Source organism: Bacillus sp. 03113, from assembly GCF_006546985.1.
GTDB lineage: Bacteria > Bacillota > Bacilli > Bacillales > Cytobacillaceae > VATK01.
In genome coordinates this window covers 23359-43423 of sequence record NZ_VATK01000017.1, presented here as the reverse complement: position 1 = coordinate 43423, position 20065 = coordinate 23359, and the positions used below count along the sequence as shown (strand labels likewise).

The following is a 20065-nucleotide window of genomic DNA, read 5'->3' as shown; positions in this document are numbered from 1 at the left end:
CAACGATTCTTTTGTCAAGAGACGCTTTTTTAATTGCGATTCATTTGCTTTTTCAATTTTTTTATCTCATGAAGGCTTAATCCAAATTCTTGAGTGAATTCTAAATTCTCTGCTTGCGTACTGTTCTGAAAATCAACACCAGTTAACTGATGGTCTCCGAACAATGCCGTTTTGTTTTTCATCCCGTATCTCATATTCTTCATCCAATCGTTTTTTATATATTGTTGCCAAACGATTTAAAAATTATCGGCTTTTTCATGATACAATGTGTATACTTATTGATGATTGAGTGATGAAAACGGAAGGAATTTCGAAATAAAAGTAGAATTAGTAGTATACAAAAAGTGAAAGTAACATACAACATCAATGGCTTTATACGCGAAAAGGAGGTTAGCACTGGATTGGCTAAAATAGTAAGCTGGATGCTGGTGAGTTTATTGATAATCATTCTAGCACAACCACAGCATTCATTGGCAGCAAATGAGGTAGTTAAAATTGAGACCGATCAACTCAACGTTAGAGAAGGTCCAGGATTAACCAATAAAGTAATCGCTCAGCTTTCGAAGGGCGAAAAATATACGCTTTTGAAAGAAAAAAGAGAATGGTATCAGATCGAATTAAAAAATGGACAAAAAGGCTGGGTAGCCAATTGGCACGTTTCGAAGGATGAAAAGAAGCAAGACATGAATTCCACTAACTTTTCTTCTGCTATTGTAAATGAAAGCGGACTAAGGATTCGAAATGGCCCAGGATCCTCCTATGAAGTAATTGGAACAGTAAAAAAAGGGCAGACTTTACAAGTATTATCAATTCAAAATAGCTGGGTTCAGGTTGAAACTTCCTTTGGAATTGGATATGCATCAAAAGAATACCTTGATCTAAAGAAAAACAATACAAATACTTCTAATACTAGTTCAAAAAACGGTTTTGTAACAGAGGATTCGGTAAACATTCGTAATGAGCCTTCAAAACAAGGAAAAATCATTGGTCAGCTAGGAAAAGAAGCTCCAATTAGCATTCTCTCCCAATCAAATGGGTGGACCGAAATCCTTCTACAAGGAAGCTCTGGCTGGGTAAATAGTCAATACATCAGCACTCAAGCATCTGAAAACCCAGATAACCCTGTCTACGATACCACTTCAGGAACCATAACAGCTACTAGCTTAAACATCCGAAGCACTCCTTCTTTAGATGGTGAAATTATTGGCTCTGTTAAAAAAGGAGAAACCGTAAAAATAGCGACTGAACAAAACAGCTGGTCGAAGATCGAAATACAACCAGGAAAATTCGGATGGATCTCAAGCTTATTTATTAATAAAAATGAATCTGATCAATCGGTCTCGGAACCATCAACATCTAAGAATAATAAAGTTTTTATTATACATAATGGCACAAATGTAAGAAAAAATCCTAACGTACAAGCTCCTGTTGTTCAACGTGTAAATGAAGGTGAAAGCTTTACTATTATGAATCATAAAGAAGATTGGATTGAAATCCGGCTCTCAAATGGAGAAACAGGATATTTAGCTGATTGGATCGTATCGGTTCAGGATGGTTCATTTAAGGAAAACCAAAAAGGACTTGGAAATAAACTAAGAAATAAAACGATTATTATTGATCCTGGTCATGGAGGAAGAGATACTGGAACGATTGGAGCAAAAGGAACCCTTGAAAAGGAGCTTACACTTAAAACAGCGATGCTCGTTTATCATCAATTAAAAGCTTCAGGGGCGAATGTGATTCTGACACGAAATAGCGATACCTACGTTCCATTGATCTCAAGAACGAGTGCATCAAGCTTTTACCATGCGAGTACATTTGTTAGTATTCATTATGATAGCATTCCTGATCGAAGCGTAAATGGGATGACAAGCTACTACTATTATCCATATCAAAAGGAACTAGCTGCAGCTGTCCATGACTCTATTAAAAGTCAAACAAAGTTAGCTAATCGAGGTGTTCAATTCGGTGATTTTCACGTTTTAAGAGAAAATCGAAAAAATGCTGTCCTAGTTGAGTTAGGTTATTTAAGCAATCCAAAAGAAGAAAAACTTATGAAATCCAGTTCCTTTCAAGAAAAAGCAGCAAGAGGGATCTACGAGGGATTAGCTAACTATTATAAAAATCAGTAAGCAAGAAAAGTGCAAGCGCCCTTGCTCATCGATGTAAAGTGCTGGACTGAATCGAGTGAGATAAAAGAAACACGAAGAGCGCAAGCGTCGATGTTGACTTATCGTAGACGAGGTGAGGGAAGCTTCTAGTCGATAGGGCGCTGGCCGATTAAGAACGCCACGGCCTTATGTATTCATCGGCACTAGTACGTCCTGTACGTCGGAGCTAGACACCAGTCTTCCTTCAAAAAAAGTTTTACATTACAAAAGGGCAACCTACTTGCAGGTCGCCCTTATAGGTTTTCTATTTACTTTCAAGTATAAGTGTCACTGGTCCATCATTTACTAATGAGACATCCATCATCGCACCAAATTGTCCTGTTTGTACTTGAACGCCTTTTTCTTTTAGTAGAGTGTTAAAGACTTCATAAATCGCTAAAGCTTGTTCTGGTTTTGCTGCATTCATGAAATTAGGTCTTCTTCCCTTACGGCAATCTCCATACAAAGTGAATTGAGAGACAGATAAAATCTCCCCTTTCACATCAAGCAGTGAATGATTCATTTTTCCGTGCTCATCCTCAAAAACTCGAAGATTCACAATCTTTTCTGCCAGTACCGCCGCGTCATCCGTATTATCCTCATGAGTAATGCCGACAAGCAATAAAAAGCCCTTTGAAATTGAACCTACTACTTTATTTTCAACTTTTACATTCGCTTCTTTGCTTCTTTGCAAAACGACTCTCACATCATTCACCCTAATTCATCATTCTTCTAACCGAATAAATATCAGCGATTTGTTTTATTCGATCAACAACCTTTTGTAAATGGCTAACATTTAAGATAGCGATTGACATTGTAATCGTTGCGACTTTATTACGATCTGAACGCCCTGATACGGCTGATATATTTGTTTTTGATTCATTAACAGCTTGAAGTACTTCATTCAATAGACCACGACGATCGTACCCGCTTATTTCAATTTCAACATTATACTCTTTACGATCATTTATATCTATTTCCCATTCAACTGGAATGAGTCGGGCTTTTGCATCGTCTGAATCGATATTTGTACAGTCTGCACGATGAACAGATACACCTCTGCCCTTCGTGATAAATCCAATAATTTCATCTCCAGGTACTGGATTACAGCAACGTGACAGTCGGATTAACAAATTATCAATACCGGATACTCTAACACCAGATTCTCTTTTCCGAGTAGAAGGAAATGACTTTAATTCAGAGACAGCCTTCGAAATTGTAGCAACCTGCTCCATATCTCGTTTCTTACGCCATTTTTCTGATAAACGATTGGCAACCTGTAAAGCAGTAATCCCATTATAGCCAACAGCCGCATACATATCCTCAACAGTGGCAAAGTTATATTTTTCAGAAACTTTTTTCAAATTTTCAGGAGTTAATATTTCTTTTGGATCAAATTCCATATTACGAATTTCTTTTTCGATTTGTTCTTTGCCTTTATCAACATTTTCATCTTTTTGCTGCTTTTTAAAGAATTGCCTTATTTTATTTTTCGCTTGAGATGTTTGCGCAAGCTTTAACCAATCCTGACTTGGGCCATATGAATGCTTGGAAGTTAAAATTTCAATAATATCTCCTGTTTTTAACTTATATTCAAGCGTCACCATTTTCCCATTGACCTTTGCACCAATCGTTTTATTTCCAATTTCTGAATGAATTCGATAAGAAAAATCAATTGGAACGGAACCAGCAGGTAACTCAATAACGTCCCCTTTAGGAGTAAATACATAGACCATATCGGAAAAAAGATCAATTTTCAAAGATTCCATAAATTCTTCTGCATTCGCAGTGTCATCCTGAAAATCTAATATTTCTCTAAACCATGACATTTTTTGTCCAAAGGAAGCATCATTATTGACTGGCTTTCCTTCCTTATAAGCCCAGTGTGCAGCAATCCCGAATTCTGCAATTCGATGCATATCAATTGTACGAATTTGCACCTCAAGAGGCTCTCCTTTTGGCCCAATGACCGTTGTGTGGAGTGATTGGTACATATTGGGCTTTGGCATCGCAATATAGTCTTTAAATCTTCCTGGCATTGGTTTCCAGCATGTATGGATGATTCCTAATACAGCATAGCAATCCTTGATGCTGTTTACGATAATCCTTACAGCAAGCAAATCATAGATTTCATTAAATTGTTTATTTTGAATGGCCATCTTCCGATAAATACTATAAATATGCTTTGGACGCCCGGAAATATCTGCCTTGATCGTTACTTCGTCTAAACGACTTTTCATATCATCAAGGACTTCTTTTAGATAAAGCTCTCGTTCATCACGTTTCTTCTTCATTAAATTAACAATTCGATAGTACTGCTGAGGGTTTAAATATCTTAATGCTGTATCTTCTAGCTCCCATTTAATCTTAGATATCCCTAAACGATTAGCAAGGGGCGCAAATATTTCTAATGTTTCATTTGAAATCCGTCTTTGCTTCTCTGCTGGAAGGTGCTTTAATGTTCTCATATTATGAAGTCTATCCGCTAATTTTATTAAGATAACACGAATATCCTGTGCCATCGCAACAAACATTTTGCGGTGATTTTCCGCTTGCTGCTCTTCATGAGACTTATATTTAATTTTTCCGAGCTTTGTAACGCCATCTACAAGCATAGCCACTTCTTCACTAAAGGCTTCTTTAATATCCTTTAATGACACTTCTGTGTCCTCAACGACATCGTGGAGAAAACCAGCGCTTACCGTAGCAGGATCCATTTCTAAGTCTGCTAATATTCCTGCGACTTGGATTGGATGAATAATATACGGCTCCCCTGATTTTCGATATTGTTCACGATGAGCATGATTGGCATATTCATAAGCCTTCTTAATCATGTTTACATGCTCTTCATTTAAATATTGGCTTGTTCTTTCGATGACTTGCTCGGCGGTCAATACTTGATCAATCGCCATGGAATCACCTTTTGTCATTATTTATAAACGAATGAGCATTAAAATGTTATGATAAAAACCAAATTCGTTTATTTTATTAAAAACAATCAGTTCTAAACTTACAAGAATATTCCAAATGTTATATTTAAAGAAAGGAATCATATCTTAAAGCATTATTGATAAGAGCTGATTTAAATAGAGTAATTGTTACTATTATCGAAAAAAAAAGCTAGGATGTAAAGTAATTAATTGTTATTTTCTTGAATCTATAAAAAAATGTCGAAATAAGTCATTTATTTTTCAATTTATTGAAAAATACAGCATTCAAAAAGAGCGCCTAGCAGCGCTCTTTTCAGACTTAAAAACGTGTGATCAAACTTGCTTACTAAGAAACGAACCCTCTTAATATTCCATAAGTGCTAATACGTCATAGCCCTCTAATTTTTTGCGGCCTTCTAAAAATGATAGCTCAATTAAGAAGGCGATGCCCGCTACTACTCCTCCAAGCTGTTCGACTAATTGAATGGTAGCCTCAATGGTACCACCTGTTGCCAGCAAATCATCTGTAATTAGAACCTTCTGGCCTGGCTTAATAGCGTCCTTATGCATGGTCAAAACATCTTTTCCATATTCCAGACCATACTCAGCCTTAATCGTTTCACGCGGCAGTTTTCCTTCTTTACGAACAGGGGCAAAGCCAATTCCTAAAGAATAAGCAACTGGACAGCCAATGATAAAGCCCCTTGCCTCTGGACCAACTACTAAATCGATCTCTTTTTCCTTAGCATATTCTACAATTTGATTAGTTGCATACCGGTAAGCTTCTCCGTTATTCATTAATGTTGTAATATCCTTGAAGCGTATACCTGGGATTGGCCAATCCTCGACAATCGTAATGTATTGCTTTAAATCCATTCTTCCACTTCCCCTTCTATTTTCACAGAATCATTTATCGCTAAGTCAAACCAGCTCTTTAATTGCTGATAGGACGAAAATATTAATTCTTTTTCAAGCTTAAACTGATTTTGTTTTTTCTGATAAGAGACAGACTCATCTAAATCACGTTTACGAGCTTGTTTATTTAAAGAAATGAGTCCATTTTCAATTGTAACAAAATCCAATTCAAAAAACACCCTCGACATAAAGTCAATTGTTTCCTTGCTCCAGCCACGATATTTCGCTAACTCATTACCATGCTGGGACAGATTAAAAGGACTCTTCTTAGCTAAGAAAGCATAGTACCATTTGAAATGATCCCTTGTTGGCATCGTGCTTAAAAAAGCACTGTCTTCTTTATAAAAGCAGGCATAGATTCGATCAGGACTTTTCCCTGCTACCACTTGTTTTAATAAATCAAGGTTAGCAGGAAGATCAACAAGTATGACCTGAGCTTTTTCTAGTTGAATGGAGACTGCATCCTCCATCGTTTTTACGACTTCACATTTGCCTTTTATTTTATTCTGATATGCATAACTTAGTGTTTCTTGGAAAAAAACCCAAGTTGCATCCTTCACTGAAGCATCTTCGATCAATTTATCCACTCGATTTCCTCGAAAATCAAAAAGCTGCCATGTCTCCACTGCTGCGTCTTGAATGAAAATTTGCGGTTTACGAATATTATTCCATTCATTGATCGAAAGCTCACCGATGACTGAGACCTTTGAAACCGGAGCGATTTGATCACACAAATCACCTAATCCAAACCCGACTCCATCGAGTGAGGCGCTCTCTTTTTCTAATACGAGCTTTAAATGATTTTGATTAGAACCGATTTTTTTCATTTGACCGATACCTGCTCCTTGAATCAGCACCTTTGGTTTTGGATTGCCCGTTCCGTATGGTGATAGTTGATTCATCTCATCTAACGAAGCGATATCAATTTCCTTTATGTTTATCTCAGCATCCAAATACGTAATTCGTTTAAAATCCTCTTCTGTTAATATATCGTTTGCTTGTTGATTTAATCTTGATCTGAGCTCTTCTATGTCCTCAATTTTTAATGTCATTCCCGCTGCCATCGGATGTCCGCCAAAATGCGGAAGAATGTCTCTGCATTGTGACAAATTGTGAAATAAATCAAATCCGACAATACTTCTTGCTGAGCCTTTGGCGATCCCTTTTTCATGATCATAGCTTAAAACAATCGTCGGACGGTAAAATTTTTCCACAAGCCTTGATGCTACAATCCCAATGACGCCTGCATTCCAGCCTTCTTTACCAATAATTAAGACTGCATTTTCATCAATGGGAAAATGCTGATCAACTTCGGCAATAGCTTCTACGGTTATTTCATTAACGATAGCTTGTCTATCCTTATTTATTTGATCAATTTCATCAGCAATGGATTCTGCTTCTGAGATATCGTCCGTCAGTAATAATTGGACAGCAGGATCTGCTTGATCGAGTCTTCCAGGGGCGTTCAACCGAGGAGCGATCCCGAAGCCGATCGTTTCTTCATTAAGCTCAGCTTGGTCTATTTTTGCTACATGAAATAGCCGTTTAAGCCCTACATTTCCTGTTCCTCTTAGCTTCTGAATCCCTTTTTTGGCAATCAAGCGATTTTCACCTGTTAGAGAAACGAGGTCAGCAATCGTACCAATGGCGGCAATTTCAAGCAAATGTTCAGGGAGTTTTCCATACAAAGCGTGTGATAATTTAAACGAAACCCCGACCCCAGCTAATTCTTTAAAAGGATATTCGCTGTCTGGATGCTTTGGATGAACAATGGCAAAGGCATCTGGAAGAATTGGGCCTGGTTCATGATGATCGGTAATAATTAAATCCATCCCCAGATCCTTTGCAACCTTCGCTTCATGCACAGCCGCAATCCCAGTATCAACGGTAATAATCAGCTGAACTCCTATATCAAAAGCATGAGTAAAGGCCCCTTCATTTGGCCCATAACCTTCAGTAAATCGATTCGGTATGTAAAAATCTACATTTGCCCCTAATTCCAATAATGTTTTCATCAACACTGTCGTGCTAGTTACACCATCTGCATCATAGTCTCCAAAAATTAGGATCTGCTCTTGATCCTCAATGGCTTTTCTAATTCTTGCAACAGCCTTTTCCATATCTGTGAGTAGATAAGGGTCATGAAATGTTTGTTCATGATCAAATAAAAACTCTCGTGCATCGTCAATGGAGGTTAGCCCTCTGTTTACTAGCAAAGCAGCAACAAGTGGTGTTATTTTCAATTCATTTACAAGTTGATCAATATGATTTTTTTCAGTATCTCGAACAATCCAACGCGATTTTGAGCGCAGCATTACGTTTCACCTCTCAGCCCATTCATTATACAAGAGGAATACTAAGCTTTCAATTAAGAAAAGCGGAAGGCGCCTTGATTCGCCCTGAAGAAAAATGTTCTCATGACTCAAAAAGTGCATTTTTTACTTTTAGAGGCATGGGGTTATTATTCACATGGGCTAGGCGCTGTAGCTAGACAATCGAAAAGCAGAAGGCTCCTGCAATTAGACAAATCGAAAAGCGGAACTGCCTAATTACCGCATCAAAAAACCGCAGGAAGTCCTGCGGGTAGGGTTAAACTTGCGGGGCATCTGAAACTTTCTTTTTTTCTTTGACTGTTATAATGACCCCTTTTTTCTTCAATTCTTTTCTTTTCCATACAACCCATAGCTGAGCAGCTATAAATATAGAGGAATATACACCTGTAAGTAATCCTACGAGTAAGGCGATTGAGAAGTTACGTATCGATTCACTTCCAAAGATAATAATTGCCACAACCGTAATAACTACTGTTAACACTGTATTGACTGAGCGCCCGAGCGTTTGTCTTAAACTTGTATTCACAACATCAGCAATATCTTCAACCGTTTTAAGACGTTTTTTCTTTTTCATATTTTCACGCATACGGTCAAACGTTACGATCGTATCGTTTATCGAATAACCGACAATCGTTAATATTGCCGCGATAAAGGTTAGGTCAACCTCCAAACGCGTAATACTGAAGAACATAATGATAAAGAATGCATCATGAAGCAATGAAATAATGGCTGCAAGTGCCATATATATTTCAAATCGAACCGTCACGTAAATAATGATCCCGATTGAAGCTATTAAAACGGCATAAAAAGCATTCTTTGCTAACTCTTTTCCTACGGTAGGAGAAACGGTGCTGATATTAGGTTCTGAACCAAATTTTTCATTAAATTGCGAACGCATTTGGGCAATCTCTTTTTTGTCCAAAGCGCCAACAACTCGGACAACTCCACGATCTTTTTTGTCACCAGAAATGACAATATCATCAGCGTTCATATTTAACTTATTAAATTCTTCTTCTATTTCACTTTTCGTTAAAGCATGATTAGAGGCAATTTCTATTCGTGACCCACTTGAAAAATCAATGCCTAAATGTAAACGGAAAACAGACAGTATAACAATACCAGCAATAGTTAAAGCAATTGATAACGCAAAAAATTTATTCCGATGCTTAACAAAATCAAAGCGATCGAACTTTGTAGGAAGGTCGTGTGCATCGAAGTTTTCTTTAATATCATGAATCGCTTTTTTCTTTACGCCAAACCAGCCTGGCTTTTTATTAAAGAGATTGCTATTCACCCACAAACCAAGCAATAACCTTGTTCCATAAACAGCTGTTATAAAGCTAACAAGGATACTTATGATCAACATGGTCGCAAAGCCTTTTACAGAGCTTGTCCCGTAAAAAAATAACACAGCAGCTGTTAAGATGGTTGTAAGATTGGCATCAAAGATGGTCGATAATGAGTTTTGATTCCCCGCCTGAAAGGCAGATTTAATCGATCTCCCTACCTTTATTTCTTCTTTAATCCGTTCATACGTAATGATGTTGGCATCAACAGCCATCCCAACACCTAGGATCAATGCTGCAATTCCAGGCAATGTCAATACTCCGTTCATCCAATCAAATAAAAGTAGGATTAAGAATATATAAATACATAAAGTTACGGATGCAATAAAACCAGGAAAACGATAGTAGAAAATCATAAATAAGAAGATGATCGCCACCCCAACAATGCCAGCATATATCGTTTCGTTCATGGCCTGTGCCCCAAATTTTGCTCCAACAGAGGTTGAATATTCTTCGTGAAGCTTAACTGGCAATGCTCCAGCATTTAGTAACGAAGCCAGCGTTTTCGCCTCTTCAATCGTAAACTGTCCTGTAATGGAAACATCGCTTTGATTAAAGACTTGTCTCACTTGTGGAGCTGATAAATATTTTGGATCCTTCTTCGTTGCTTCCTGCTTGAAGGAATCCCCTTCTTGATAGTCCAGCCAAATAACAAGAAGATTATTTGGAGCTCCCATATCAACGATTTTCTGAGTTACTTCCTTGAATTTGTTTGCACTTTTTAATTTAATCGAAACACTAGGTTTTCCATTTTCATCAAATGTTTGCTTCGCTCCACCCTCAGCAAGATCTGATCCATCAAGCATTTGTTGATCATTCACATCACGAAAGGTTAAATTCGCTTGAGTAGACAGAATTTCGCGAGCCTTATCCTGATCCTTAACTCCTGCAAGCTGGACACGGATTTTATTATTGCCTTCCACTTGAATATTTGGCTCATTTACACCTAATACATTCACCCTTCTATCAAGAGCTTCTGCAGCACTTGCTAATGTCTCTTTATCAATCTTTTGACCTTTTATTGCAGGTTCTACTTTATAAAGAACTTCAAAACCACCTTGAAGATCCAGTCCCAGCTTAATATTGCTTAAAACATTTTTCGTTGTCGCTCCCATTAAACCGGCAATAAAAAGGATTACCAGAAAAAATGAAACGATCCGACTACGCTTAACCATTATGTAATTTTCCTCCCTTAGTAAAAAAGAACGCGTATCCATCGAGTTAGTTTAGCTTTGTAATTTGTTTTTAAACACAAAAAATCCAACAGTCTCATTATGAAACAGATTGGATTAGCTGTCAATTGAACAAAAAGCGGAAGCGCCCGTTTAGCGGCGTATGGACTGGAGCGCTCCTAATCTAGCTGTGGCTCCTAGCCCCTCGAGGTCATAAGCTGTACTGTTCTGTGGCAAACTACGCCACGCCACAGTCCATCTTATGCTTGTCGGGGCTGTGCAAGTCGCTTCCACTTTTTCATGTATGAGATAAAGGAAACACGAAGAGCGTAAGCGATTCGATGTTGACTTATCGTAAGGAGGAGAGCGAAATACATTAGTCGCTGGGCGCTGGAGCTAGACACCAGTCGGAGTTCTGAAAACTTTCTTATCCTTTTAAAAAAAGGACTGTTTTCGTATAGATTATTGCTTTTAAACGCGCAGCCTGCATACACTTCGCTTTCCGTGGGCGAGCGTCAAGCCTCTTCATCGCATACGCTCCTGCTGGGTCTCGCCTTTCTCGCATTCCCACAGGAGTCTACGTGTATGCAGGCTGCTCCGAAACGTTTCTCCCAATTTTTTTATGTCAAAAGCAACAAACTTTGAGAAAACAGCCTAAAAAAAGATTTCACTTTAATAGTTCCAGTCGATCTTTCTCATTATCAAGCGAAAACTCATCTGATTTATATGATTCGATTGTAGCAAAGTTAAGATAATCACTCACTTTTACCATCATGATGTCTTGCACAATTTCAAAAAGTTTGATTTCTTCTTTTGCTTTTCGCCATTTTTTTTTCGTTAAATAATTCCAAAGCTCATCCTCTGTGATCGTGTTATAGCCCAAAAGCTGAAATTCCTCAAGCTTACTTTGCAATGCTGGTTCTACCACTTTTCGAAAATGATCATATTTATGCCCAGCTTCCATTACAAGAGTCCCTCCCTATTATCTTTAAGAATCGAAAAAATCCTTGTCATGCTTTGTCCACAGTCCTGCATATAGATAATTGTAAATGATAATGCCAGATTTGAGAAGGTCGTGAATAGCATGTCTACATTTCTAAAAGGAACGATGGTTTTATTAGCAGCAGGATTCGTGACTCGAATAATGGGCTTTATTAATCGGATTGTCATTGCTCGAATAATAGGTGCAGAAGGAGTAGGCTTGTTTATGATGACTTTCCCCACCTTAATGTTAGTCATCACCATTACTCAGCTTGGTCTTCCGGTTGCCATTTCAAAAAATGTTGCAGAAGCACAAGTAGAAGGAAATCATCGAAAAGTAAAAAAGATATTAGTCGTTTCTTTAGCAACTACAATTACACTATCTTTCATTTTTACACCAGCTCTTTTCTTCCTTGCTCCTTATTTATCCAAAACTTTATTCACAGATGATAGAACCTATTTGCCTTTACTAGTTATTACACCTATTATCCCAATCATTGCTGTTTCATCTGTTATTAGAGGATATTTTCAAGGAAAGCAAAATATGAAGCCAGCTGCTTATTCTCAAATGATTGAACAATTGATTAGAATTGCATTAATCGCTTTTTTTACAAAGGCCTTTTTACCATACGGAATAGAATATGCAGCTGCTGGAGCGATGCTTGCTTCCGTTATCGGAGAGCTGTCTTCTTTAATTTTTCTATTAACAGCCTTTAAATTGAAAAAAAGCTTCCGACTCAGGAAACAATTTTTCCAATACATTCATTCAGGAAGATCAACTCTTACCGAGTTAATGAAAGTGGCATTGCCAACTACTGGAAGCAGAATGATCGGTTCGATTGCATGGTTTTTTGAACCAATCGTCGTTTCACACAGCTTATACCTTGCAGGTGTCACTGCTGTGACAGCTACAAAACAATACGGAGCTTTGACGGGGTTTGCACTCCCTTTATTGTTTCTTCCTTCATTTTTTACAAATGCCCTATCAACTTCTTTAGTTCCTGCTATCAGTGAGGCCAATTCGCAAAATAACCAAAGATTAATAGAATTTAGACTTCGGCAGGCTCTTAAATATACGTTTATTACAGGTGGACTAGCTGCTGTAGTTCTTTATGTCCTTTCCGATTCCCTTATGGAGATCATGTATGGATCAAAGAACGGAGCCTATTTTATCACTCTTATTGCCCCGTTTATTATTTTTAGTTATTATCAAGGACCACTTCAAGCTGCATTACAAGCTCTTAATTTAGCTAGAGCTGCAATGATCAATAGTTTAATCGGGTCGATCGTTAAAATAGCGGTTATTTTTGTCCTAGCAAGCCAGCCAAGCTTAGGGATCATAGGCGTAGCTTTAGGTATTATCGTTGGTTTTGTCCTTGTTACCATGCTACATTTAGCAACAGTTATTAAGAAAATCTCTTTTACCTTCTATTTGAGAGACTATATAAAAACGATCATTGTCATTGTCATTTCAGGGATGGTTGGCCATCGATTAAACCTCATGAATATGACCAGCTTTTCTTTAGCTCAAAAAGTATTTATTATTGCGATTTTTATGACCTTGTTTTACTCCCTCTTAACGATCCTTTTTGGGTTAGTTAAAAAACATGAATTATTAAAAATACCATTTATAGGGAATTTTTTAGCGAAACTATCCTTTCGCTAATAGGCAATAACGGAAGGATAACTGTATTATTCTTTATCGATTAAATCGATAAAAAACTCACCATTTTGATAGCTGCAAAAGGACACCTGCTTTAGGTGTTTAATTCCTCTTTGTCGAAGTTGACTACGTAGCCAGAGATTCGTTTGATTGATTTTTTCTAAATTTTTTTCTTGTATGATTCCATCAATAATGAGCGGAACCATAATCCCTTTATTATGGCTTCTGCTTTTTTCAAACACAGATAATTTCCCTGATGGTTCTAATATAGCGAATTCAACATCAGATAAATTGCGTATATTTTTCTCTCTTAGCTGTAAAAGTAAATCGTCAAAATTATATCTTTGTTCCTTCATTGCCTTCTCATCAATTTTTCCTTGATTAATAATTATGGTTGGTCTACCATCTAAAAAATCTCTAATCCTCTTACTTTTCAATGACAATAATGCTAAAAAAATTTGAACACCCATTAATAAAAGCATTGGCAAAATCGTATTAAGAATTTGATCCGTTGGATCTTCAATTGCTACAACTGCCAACTCAGCAATCATAATAAATACGACCAAGTCTAATATACTTAAAGATCCAATTTCCCTTTTTCCCATTAAACGAAAAATCAATAATATGAGTCCATATAAAAATAAAGTTCGAAGGATAATGATCAAATATACGTTCACTCTTCTCTCCCCCTTAAATTCCATTCAAAATTATTTTTCACATCAAACCGAGAAACATAATTAGAAAAATTTTCAATATAGATTTCTAATACATTTAGAAAAGCAGTAGGCGATTTGAACGATTGAAATGAACATGCTCGTTCTATTTTTTTATCTTTTGAATAGGCTGTACTAGAGAAGGATTGATTCATTTCAGAATGTGTAGTTGAAGGGAGAGAGTGAATATAGAAGAGTCTAAAAGCTATGGAAGTGCCGTTCTTTATGGTGTTATAGCCATTTTTATTGTTGCTCTTATTAGCAGCCTTATTTTTTCATTGCTATTAAGATTTACATCGATTGATGAAGCAGCACTAAAGTTCCCGATTACAACAGTATCCTTTATTACTTTATTTGTAGGTGGCTTTATCTCAGGAAAAAGAAGAAAGGAAAAAGGCTGGTTTTTAGGTGGATTAACGGGTTTTGTTTATTCCTTTATTATCTTTTTATTTCATTATTTAGGTTTTGGAAAACTATTTTCTTTCGATGAAATGGTTTATCATATTTGTTTTTTTCTAACAGCTATGATGGGTGGAATATTAGGAGTAAATACATCTTCAAAATCGCGTTCAATATAACTTTACACGATAAAAGAAATGGAAAAGAGGAATCGGCATGTATCCGCTTCCTCTTTTTCCCACTTTTTAATAATTATGATTTTGCTAATGCGTCGCTTGAAGCTTCAACGACTTCACGAACAGCATTTCGATCATATGTAAGTCGGCTTCCATCTCCGCATTTAATAACAATTTTTCCTTCATCCACTGAATCAATGATTCCGTGAAGTCCGCCTATTGTTACAATTTTATCGCCCTTTTTCAAATCGCTTTGCATTTGCTTAACGTTCTTTTGACGTTTTTGCTGCGGACGAATAAGCAAGAAATAAAATAAAACAAACATAATCAATATTGGTGCAAGACCTGCTAGATTTCCCATCTTTTCCCCTCCTTTCAAGTATGATATTTAAAAGTTTTTAGCATTGGGTTTATTGAAACCGTAACGTTCAAAAAACTCTTCCTTGAAGTCTCCTAAACGATCGTCTTTTATCGCTTGTCTGACTTGCTCCATTAAGTTTACCAGAAAATATAGATTATGATAAGTCGTAAGTCGAATCCCAAATGTTTCATCACAACGAATTAGATGACGAATGTAAGCACGACTGTAATTTCGGCATGTATAGCAGTCGCATTCTTTATCTAACGGGCTAAAATCTCTTGCAAACTTTGCATTTTTCACAACCAATCGTCCTTCTGAGGTCATGACTGTTCCATTTCTGGCAATTCTCGTAGGAAGAACACAATCGAACATATCAATCCCTCGAATGGCACCATCAATTAATGAATCTGGAGAACCAACCCCCATCAAATATCTTGGTTTTTGATCAGGAAGAAGTGGGGTTGTAAATTCAAGAACTCGGTTCATGATGTCCTTTGGCTCTCCAACGGAAAGACCTCCGATTGCATATCCTGGAAAATCTAATGAGACAAGGTCCTTTGCACTTTGCTTTCTTAGCTCCTCATATTCTCCACCCTGAACGATTCCAAATAATCCTTGCGAATTAGGTTTTTTATGAGCTTGTAAACAACGCTCAGCCCAACGTGACGTTCTTTCAACCGACTTCTTCATATAATCGTATTCAGCCGGAAAAGGTGGACATTCATCAAAAGCCATCATAATATCAGATCCAAGTGCATTTTGAATTTCCATCGCTTTTTCTGGCGATAAAAATAGTTTGTCTCCATTTAGATGGTTGCGAAAATGAACCCCTTCCTCTTCAATTTTTCTAAAATCACTTAAACTAAACACCTGAAACCCGCCAGAATCCGTTAAGATCGCACGATCCCAATTCATAAATGAATGAAGTCCACCAGCTTCCTCAACGATCTCATGACCTGGTCGGAGCCATAGATGATACGTATTGCTTAAAATGATCCCAGCACCTATGTTTTTTAAATCCTCTGGGGCCATCGTTTTTACGGTAGCTAATGTTCCAACCGGCATAAAAACAGGTGTTTCAAACGATCCATGGGGAGTGTGAACACGTCCAAGACGTGCACCTGTTTGCTTACATGTTTTGATTAATTCATAACGTATTGCAGTCAAATTGATACTCCTTCCAGTTTGTTTTGGACATTTGTGATTTAGATGCTTTAAACAATGAACATCGCATCGCCAAAACTAAAAAATCGATAACGTTCAGATACAGCCTCCTGATAAGCATGAAGAACATTTTCTCTTCCTGCCATAGCACTAACAAGCATGATAAGGGTCGATTTAGGAAGATGAAAATTAGTAATTAATCCATCAATCGCTTTAAACTCATAGCCTGGATAAATGAATATACTTGTCCAGCCATTCTCTGCAGCGAATTTTCCATCATTTGATTGAGCGATGGTTTCCAATGTTCTTGTTGACGTAGTCCCTACCGTAATGATTCGTCCGCCGCTTTTCTTTACTTCATTTAATAACCGAGCAGTCCCTTCTGACATTTGATAAAATTCCGCGTGCATTTGATGGGCATCTACGTCCTCTACGCTGACTGGTCGAAATGTTCCCAAACCAACATGCAAAGTAATAAAAGCGATATGAACACCAAAATCGCGCAGCTCTGTTAACAGCTCCTCAGTAAAATGCAACCCTGCTGTTGGAGCTGCTGCTGAGCCTCTTTCACGTGCAAAGACGGTTTGATACCGGTCTTTATCTTCTAACTGCTCATGAATGTAAGGGGGTAATGGCATTTCTCCTAGCTGATCAAGAACTTCATAAAAAATTCCCTCATATGAAAACTTAAATATTCTGCCACCATGATCAGATTCTCCAATACAAACAGCTTTTAAAAGCCCCTCTCCAAATTGAATTTCAGTTCCGACTTTAACTCTTTTTGCTGGCTTAACAAGTGTCTCCCAGCTATCTTCCTTTTGCTGTTTCAACAAAAGAACTTCAACTTTTGCTCCTGTTTCAGCTTTTACACCAAAGAGTCTTGCTGGCAGGACTCTCGTATCGTTTAGCACGAGACAATCTCCTGGCTGTAAAAAATCTTTTATATGCTTAAATTGACTGTGAATAAGATTTCCAGTCTTTTTATTCAATACCATGAGTCTGCTGCTCGTTCTATCCTCAAGAGGGGTTTGAGCAATTAACTCCTCAGGCAAGTGAAAATCAAATAATTCTACTTTCATGTCTATTTTTTCCCTCTAACTAACGAAATTTTCCTATCAAATAAAAAATGATGGATAATACTACACTGACCATTATAGAAGTGACAACAGGAAAATAGAAGGTTGTATTCCCTTTTTTTATCACGATATCCCCTGGAAGCTTGCCTAGAGGAATAAAATGCATAACCAATCCAATGAAAAATAGGATGATGCCTATCGTCATAAATAGTTTAGCGATGCCCGTCATTCATTTGGCGCCTCCATTTTGAAATGATCATAGACAAGATGGGTGACAACTCTTCCACGAGGCGTTCTCTGTAGAAAACCGATTTGTAATAAAAACGGTTCATATACATCTTCAATGGTATGTGATTCCTCACCAATCGTAGCAGCTATTGTCTCCAGACCAACTGGTCCGCCGCGAAATTTTTCAATAATCCCTTTTAATAATTTATGGTCAATATGATCTAATCCTAAACGATCTACCTGTAATAACTCTAAGGCTTCCTTCGTATTATCATATTGAATTGTACCATTGCCTCTCACTTGTGCAAAGTCTCTTACTCTTCTTAATAACCGATTAGCGATTCTAGGGGTTCCTCTTGATCGCTTCGCAATTTCAGAAGCAGCCAACTCATCAATCGCAGTTTCAAGTACATCTGCCGTACGAATCACAATATTTCTTAATTGTTCTTCATTATAATATTCTAAACGGCTTAATACTCCAAATCGATCTCGCAATGGTGCTGATAATGATCCTGCTCTTGTTGTCGCCCCTACTAGGGTAAAGGGAGGAAGATCAAGTCTAACAGATCGAGCACTCGGGCCTTTTCCTATTACAATATCAAGGCAAAAATCTTCCATTGCAGGATACAGAACTTCTTCTATCGCCCTAGGAAGTCTGTGAATTTCGTCAATAAATAATACATCTCCAGGCTCTAAAGCGGTTAGAATCGCAGCTAAATCCCCAGCCCTTTCGATGGAAGGGCCAGCAGTCGTCCGGATATTTACACCCATTTCATTCGCAATAATAGAGGCTAATGTCGTTTTCCCTAATCCAGGAGGTCCGTATAAAAGAACATGATCTAATGTTTCTTGTCTTAACTTGGCGGCTTCAATAAAGATTTCAAGATTTTCTTTGATTTGATCCTGACCAATATATTGCTTTAATGTTTGAGGACGTAAGCTTAGTTCAAACGATATATCCTGAATATCAGCTTCACCTGAGATAATACGTTCTTCCATCTTATGATCCCGCCTTCTATATACTTATCAAGCTTTCATATGCTTTATATTTTTAAAAGTTTTTGCAATGCTGTTTTAATATATTGATCCGTCGTCATCTGTTCTTTTTTTAATTCAGGGGAAATTCGTTTTATTTCTTTATCTGAGTAACCAAGCGCCTTTAAAGCAAGAAAGGCTTCCTCTAGTTCAAGGGAAAATTGATGATCAGCTACAGCCATTTCTTGATCTGAGAATAAATCAGGAAAATAATCTGGGACGATCGCAGATAATTTCCCCTTCAAGTCTAAAATCATTTGTCGTGCGGTTTTTTTCCCAACTCCAGGGAATTTTACCAAAAATGCTTCGTCCTCATTTTCAATTGCTTCTATTAATGGTCTCGGCTCTCCTGAAGCTAAAATGGCAAGTGCACCTTTTGGGCCAATGCCTGACACATTTAATAGCCTTGTAAAAAGATTTTTCTCTTCTCTTGAATGAAAGCCATATAAAGCTACTAAATCCTCTCGAACATAGTAATAAATAAAAATTTGAATCTCTTGTTTCAGCTGCTGAGAATAAGCAAATGGATTTGGCGTTGCGATCTGATAGCCAATCCCGGCATTCTCCAACACAATATATTCAGGGCAAACGTAATCCAGCTTCCCTTTGATAAATTCAAACACAATCCTTCGCTCCTCTAATTTGCTGTACAACATTGTAACATACAAAAGGCATTAGGACGAAGTAAAAATCTTTTAGAAGAACGATTAGATATTATTTAAATAGCAAAAAGAAACAGAAGATGCCTCGGATCACCTTCTGTATCTGCAACTAGGATTCTTTTTTGGAATAGGGCTTGAGGGATTTCATTACGTCAAGGTAGTTAGATCTTGTTTTAATTGGAATCCCATGCTTTAATTCAAGCTGTTTATGACTTTCAAGTTTTTTTATATCAATTTGAAAAAAAGATTGGATGATATTAAAGTGGTTTGGCTTACCATTATAGATCGTCAAAATACCTTCATCAGTTATTCCGAAATATCCATTTGCTTTAAGAAGAGGTGAAATGTCATCGATTTGTTTACGAAAAACAATGTGATCTGAGTGAGAATCGATAACTTTCCAGTCCTTATACTTGGTAAAAATCACTTCATTGGATAGAAAAGCTTCCTTTACCACTTCTTGGCTGATTTCTCCATCTAAATACTTTCTTTCTAGAATGACCTTAAATGAATGGCTTTTCACTGTATTTACTATTTGGGCATTGGCATAAACGGTATGTAATTTCATTATTCCACTCTCAGGATACCACATTGGCAGTAACAAACAGATAGCCATTGTAACGACAAAATAGGAAAACACCCTTATCATTCTCATGATGACCACCTCTTATCTCGTATTAACAGGCTTTACTCCTATACATTTTCATAGAAAACAGATTTCTGCTCTAGGATGATTAATTGAAATCATTCTCCCTTCTTTT

Annotated in this window: 19 protein-coding genes; 4 read left to right on the top strand and 15 right to left on the bottom strand. The window is 37.2% G+C overall.

Annotated elements, in window-relative coordinates:
* Positions 1-29: 29 nt before the first annotated feature.
* Positions 30-182, bottom strand: a complete 153-nt coding sequence (locus FDO66_RS20940) for a hypothetical protein (protein WP_181444611.1) — start codon at positions 180-182, stop codon at positions 30-32.
* Between the two features lie 219 nt (positions 183-401).
* Here FDO66_RS20940 and FDO66_RS15980 point away from each other — a divergent pair, with 219 nt between their 5' ends.
* Positions 402-2132, top strand: coding sequence for an N-acetylmuramoyl-L-alanine amidase family protein (locus tag FDO66_RS15980; RefSeq protein ID WP_141433662.1), 1731 nt, complete (start codon positions 402-404; stop codon positions 2130-2132).
* 283 nt (positions 2133-2415) lie between these two features.
* Here the strand turns inward: FDO66_RS15980 and dtd are convergent, their stop codons facing one another.
* The 4 genes from dtd to recJ all read right to left on the bottom strand — a co-directional run bounded on the left by dtd (position 2416) and on the right by recJ (position 8310).
* A complete protein-coding gene (gene dtd / locus FDO66_RS15975) occupies positions 2416-2856 on the bottom strand; it encodes a D-aminoacyl-tRNA deacylase (RefSeq protein ID WP_141433661.1) in 441 nt (146 codons plus the stop codon).
* 10 nt (positions 2857-2866) lie between these two features.
* A complete protein-coding gene (locus tag FDO66_RS15970) occupies positions 2867-5062 on the bottom strand; it encodes a RelA/SpoT family protein (protein ID WP_141433660.1) in 2196 nt (731 codons plus the stop codon).
* A 381-nt stretch (positions 5063-5443) separates the two neighbouring features.
* Positions 5444-5956, bottom strand: coding sequence for an adenine phosphoribosyltransferase (locus FDO66_RS15965; protein ID WP_141433659.1), 513 nt, complete (start codon positions 5954-5956; stop codon positions 5444-5446).
* Complete coding sequence (gene recJ / locus FDO66_RS15960; protein WP_141433658.1) at positions 5947-8310, bottom strand: single-stranded-DNA-specific exonuclease RecJ; 2364 nt, start codon at positions 8308-8310, stop codon at positions 5947-5949. Before recJ ends, FDO66_RS15965 begins: the two co-directional genes overlap by 10 nt.
* A gap of 102 nt (positions 8311-8412) precedes the next feature.
* Here recJ and FDO66_RS21320 point away from each other — a divergent pair, with 102 nt between their 5' ends.
* Entirely contained in the window at positions 8413-8544 is a 132-nt protein-coding gene (locus FDO66_RS21320; RefSeq protein ID WP_258535756.1) for a hypothetical protein, read from the top strand.
* Positions 8545-8584: 40 nt separating this feature from the next.
* On the opposite strand, the gene secDF is transcribed toward FDO66_RS21320, so the two are convergent.
* Both secDF and FDO66_RS15950 read right to left on the bottom strand, forming a co-directional pair.
* Positions 8585-10849 carry a protein translocase subunit SecDF gene (gene secDF, locus FDO66_RS15955; RefSeq protein ID WP_141433657.1) on the bottom strand — a complete coding sequence of 755 codons (2265 nt, stop codon included), beginning with the start codon at positions 10847-10849 and terminating at the stop codon, positions 8585-8587.
* A gap of 664 nt (positions 10850-11513) precedes the next feature.
* Positions 11514-11810 (bottom strand): post-transcriptional regulator, encoded by a 297-nt coding sequence (locus FDO66_RS15950; RefSeq protein WP_141433656.1) that lies wholly within the window; start codon positions 11808-11810, stop codon positions 11514-11516.
* Between the two features lie 120 nt (positions 11811-11930).
* On the opposite strand from FDO66_RS15950, the gene spoVB reads away from it, so the two are divergent.
* The gene (spoVB, locus tag FDO66_RS15945; RefSeq protein WP_141433655.1) at positions 11931-13493 is read left to right on the top strand and encodes a stage V sporulation protein B; all 1563 of its coding nucleotides are present in this window, start codon (positions 11931-11933) and stop codon (positions 13491-13493) included.
* 26 nt (positions 13494-13519) lie between these two features.
* Here spoVB and FDO66_RS15940 read toward each other — a convergent pair whose 3' ends face one another.
* Positions 13520-14167: a DUF421 domain-containing protein gene (locus tag FDO66_RS15940; protein ID WP_141433654.1), complete on the bottom strand. Its 648-nt coding sequence runs from the start codon at positions 14165-14167 to the stop codon at positions 13520-13522.
* 218 nt (positions 14168-14385) lie between these two features.
* On the opposite strand from FDO66_RS15940, the gene FDO66_RS15935 reads away from it, so the two are divergent.
* Positions 14386-14781 (top strand): TIGR04086 family membrane protein, encoded by a 396-nt coding sequence (locus FDO66_RS15935; protein WP_309475288.1) that lies wholly within the window; start codon positions 14386-14388, stop codon positions 14779-14781.
* A gap of 73 nt (positions 14782-14854) precedes the next feature.
* Here the strand turns inward: FDO66_RS15935 and yajC are convergent, their stop codons facing one another.
* The 7 genes from yajC to FDO66_RS15900 form a co-directional block, all read right to left on the bottom strand.
* Positions 14855-15139: a preprotein translocase subunit YajC gene (gene yajC, locus FDO66_RS15930; RefSeq protein ID WP_141433653.1), complete on the bottom strand. Its 285-nt coding sequence runs from the start codon at positions 15137-15139 to the stop codon at positions 14855-14857.
* Positions 15140-15166: 27 nt separating this feature from the next.
* Positions 15167-16306 carry a tRNA guanosine(34) transglycosylase Tgt gene (gene tgt, locus FDO66_RS15925; protein ID WP_141433652.1) on the bottom strand — a complete coding sequence of 380 codons (1140 nt, stop codon included), beginning with the start codon at positions 16304-16306 and terminating at the stop codon, positions 15167-15169.
* A gap of 47 nt (positions 16307-16353) precedes the next feature.
* Entirely contained in the window at positions 16354-17382 is a 1029-nt protein-coding gene (gene queA / locus FDO66_RS15920; RefSeq protein ID WP_141433651.1) for a tRNA preQ1(34) S-adenosylmethionine ribosyltransferase-isomerase QueA, read from the bottom strand.
* Between the two features lie 19 nt (positions 17383-17401).
* Positions 17402-17608 (bottom strand): DUF2905 domain-containing protein, encoded by a 207-nt coding sequence (locus tag FDO66_RS15915; protein ID WP_141433650.1) that lies wholly within the window; start codon positions 17606-17608, stop codon positions 17402-17404.
* Positions 17605-18606 (bottom strand): Holliday junction branch migration DNA helicase RuvB, encoded by a 1002-nt coding sequence (gene ruvB / locus FDO66_RS15910; protein ID WP_141433649.1) that lies wholly within the window; start codon positions 18604-18606, stop codon positions 17605-17607. Before ruvB ends, FDO66_RS15915 begins: the two co-directional genes overlap by 4 nt.
* Before the next feature lie 44 nt (positions 18607-18650).
* On the bottom strand, positions 18651-19265 hold the full coding sequence (ruvA, locus tag FDO66_RS15905) for a Holliday junction branch migration protein RuvA (RefSeq protein WP_141433648.1): 615 nt from the start codon (positions 19263-19265) through the stop codon (positions 18651-18653).
* Between the two features lie 148 nt (positions 19266-19413).
* A complete protein-coding gene (locus FDO66_RS15900; protein ID WP_258535755.1) occupies positions 19414-19959 on the bottom strand; it encodes an intercompartmental signaling factor BofC in 546 nt (181 codons plus the stop codon).
* Positions 19960-20065 lie beyond the last annotated feature (106 nt).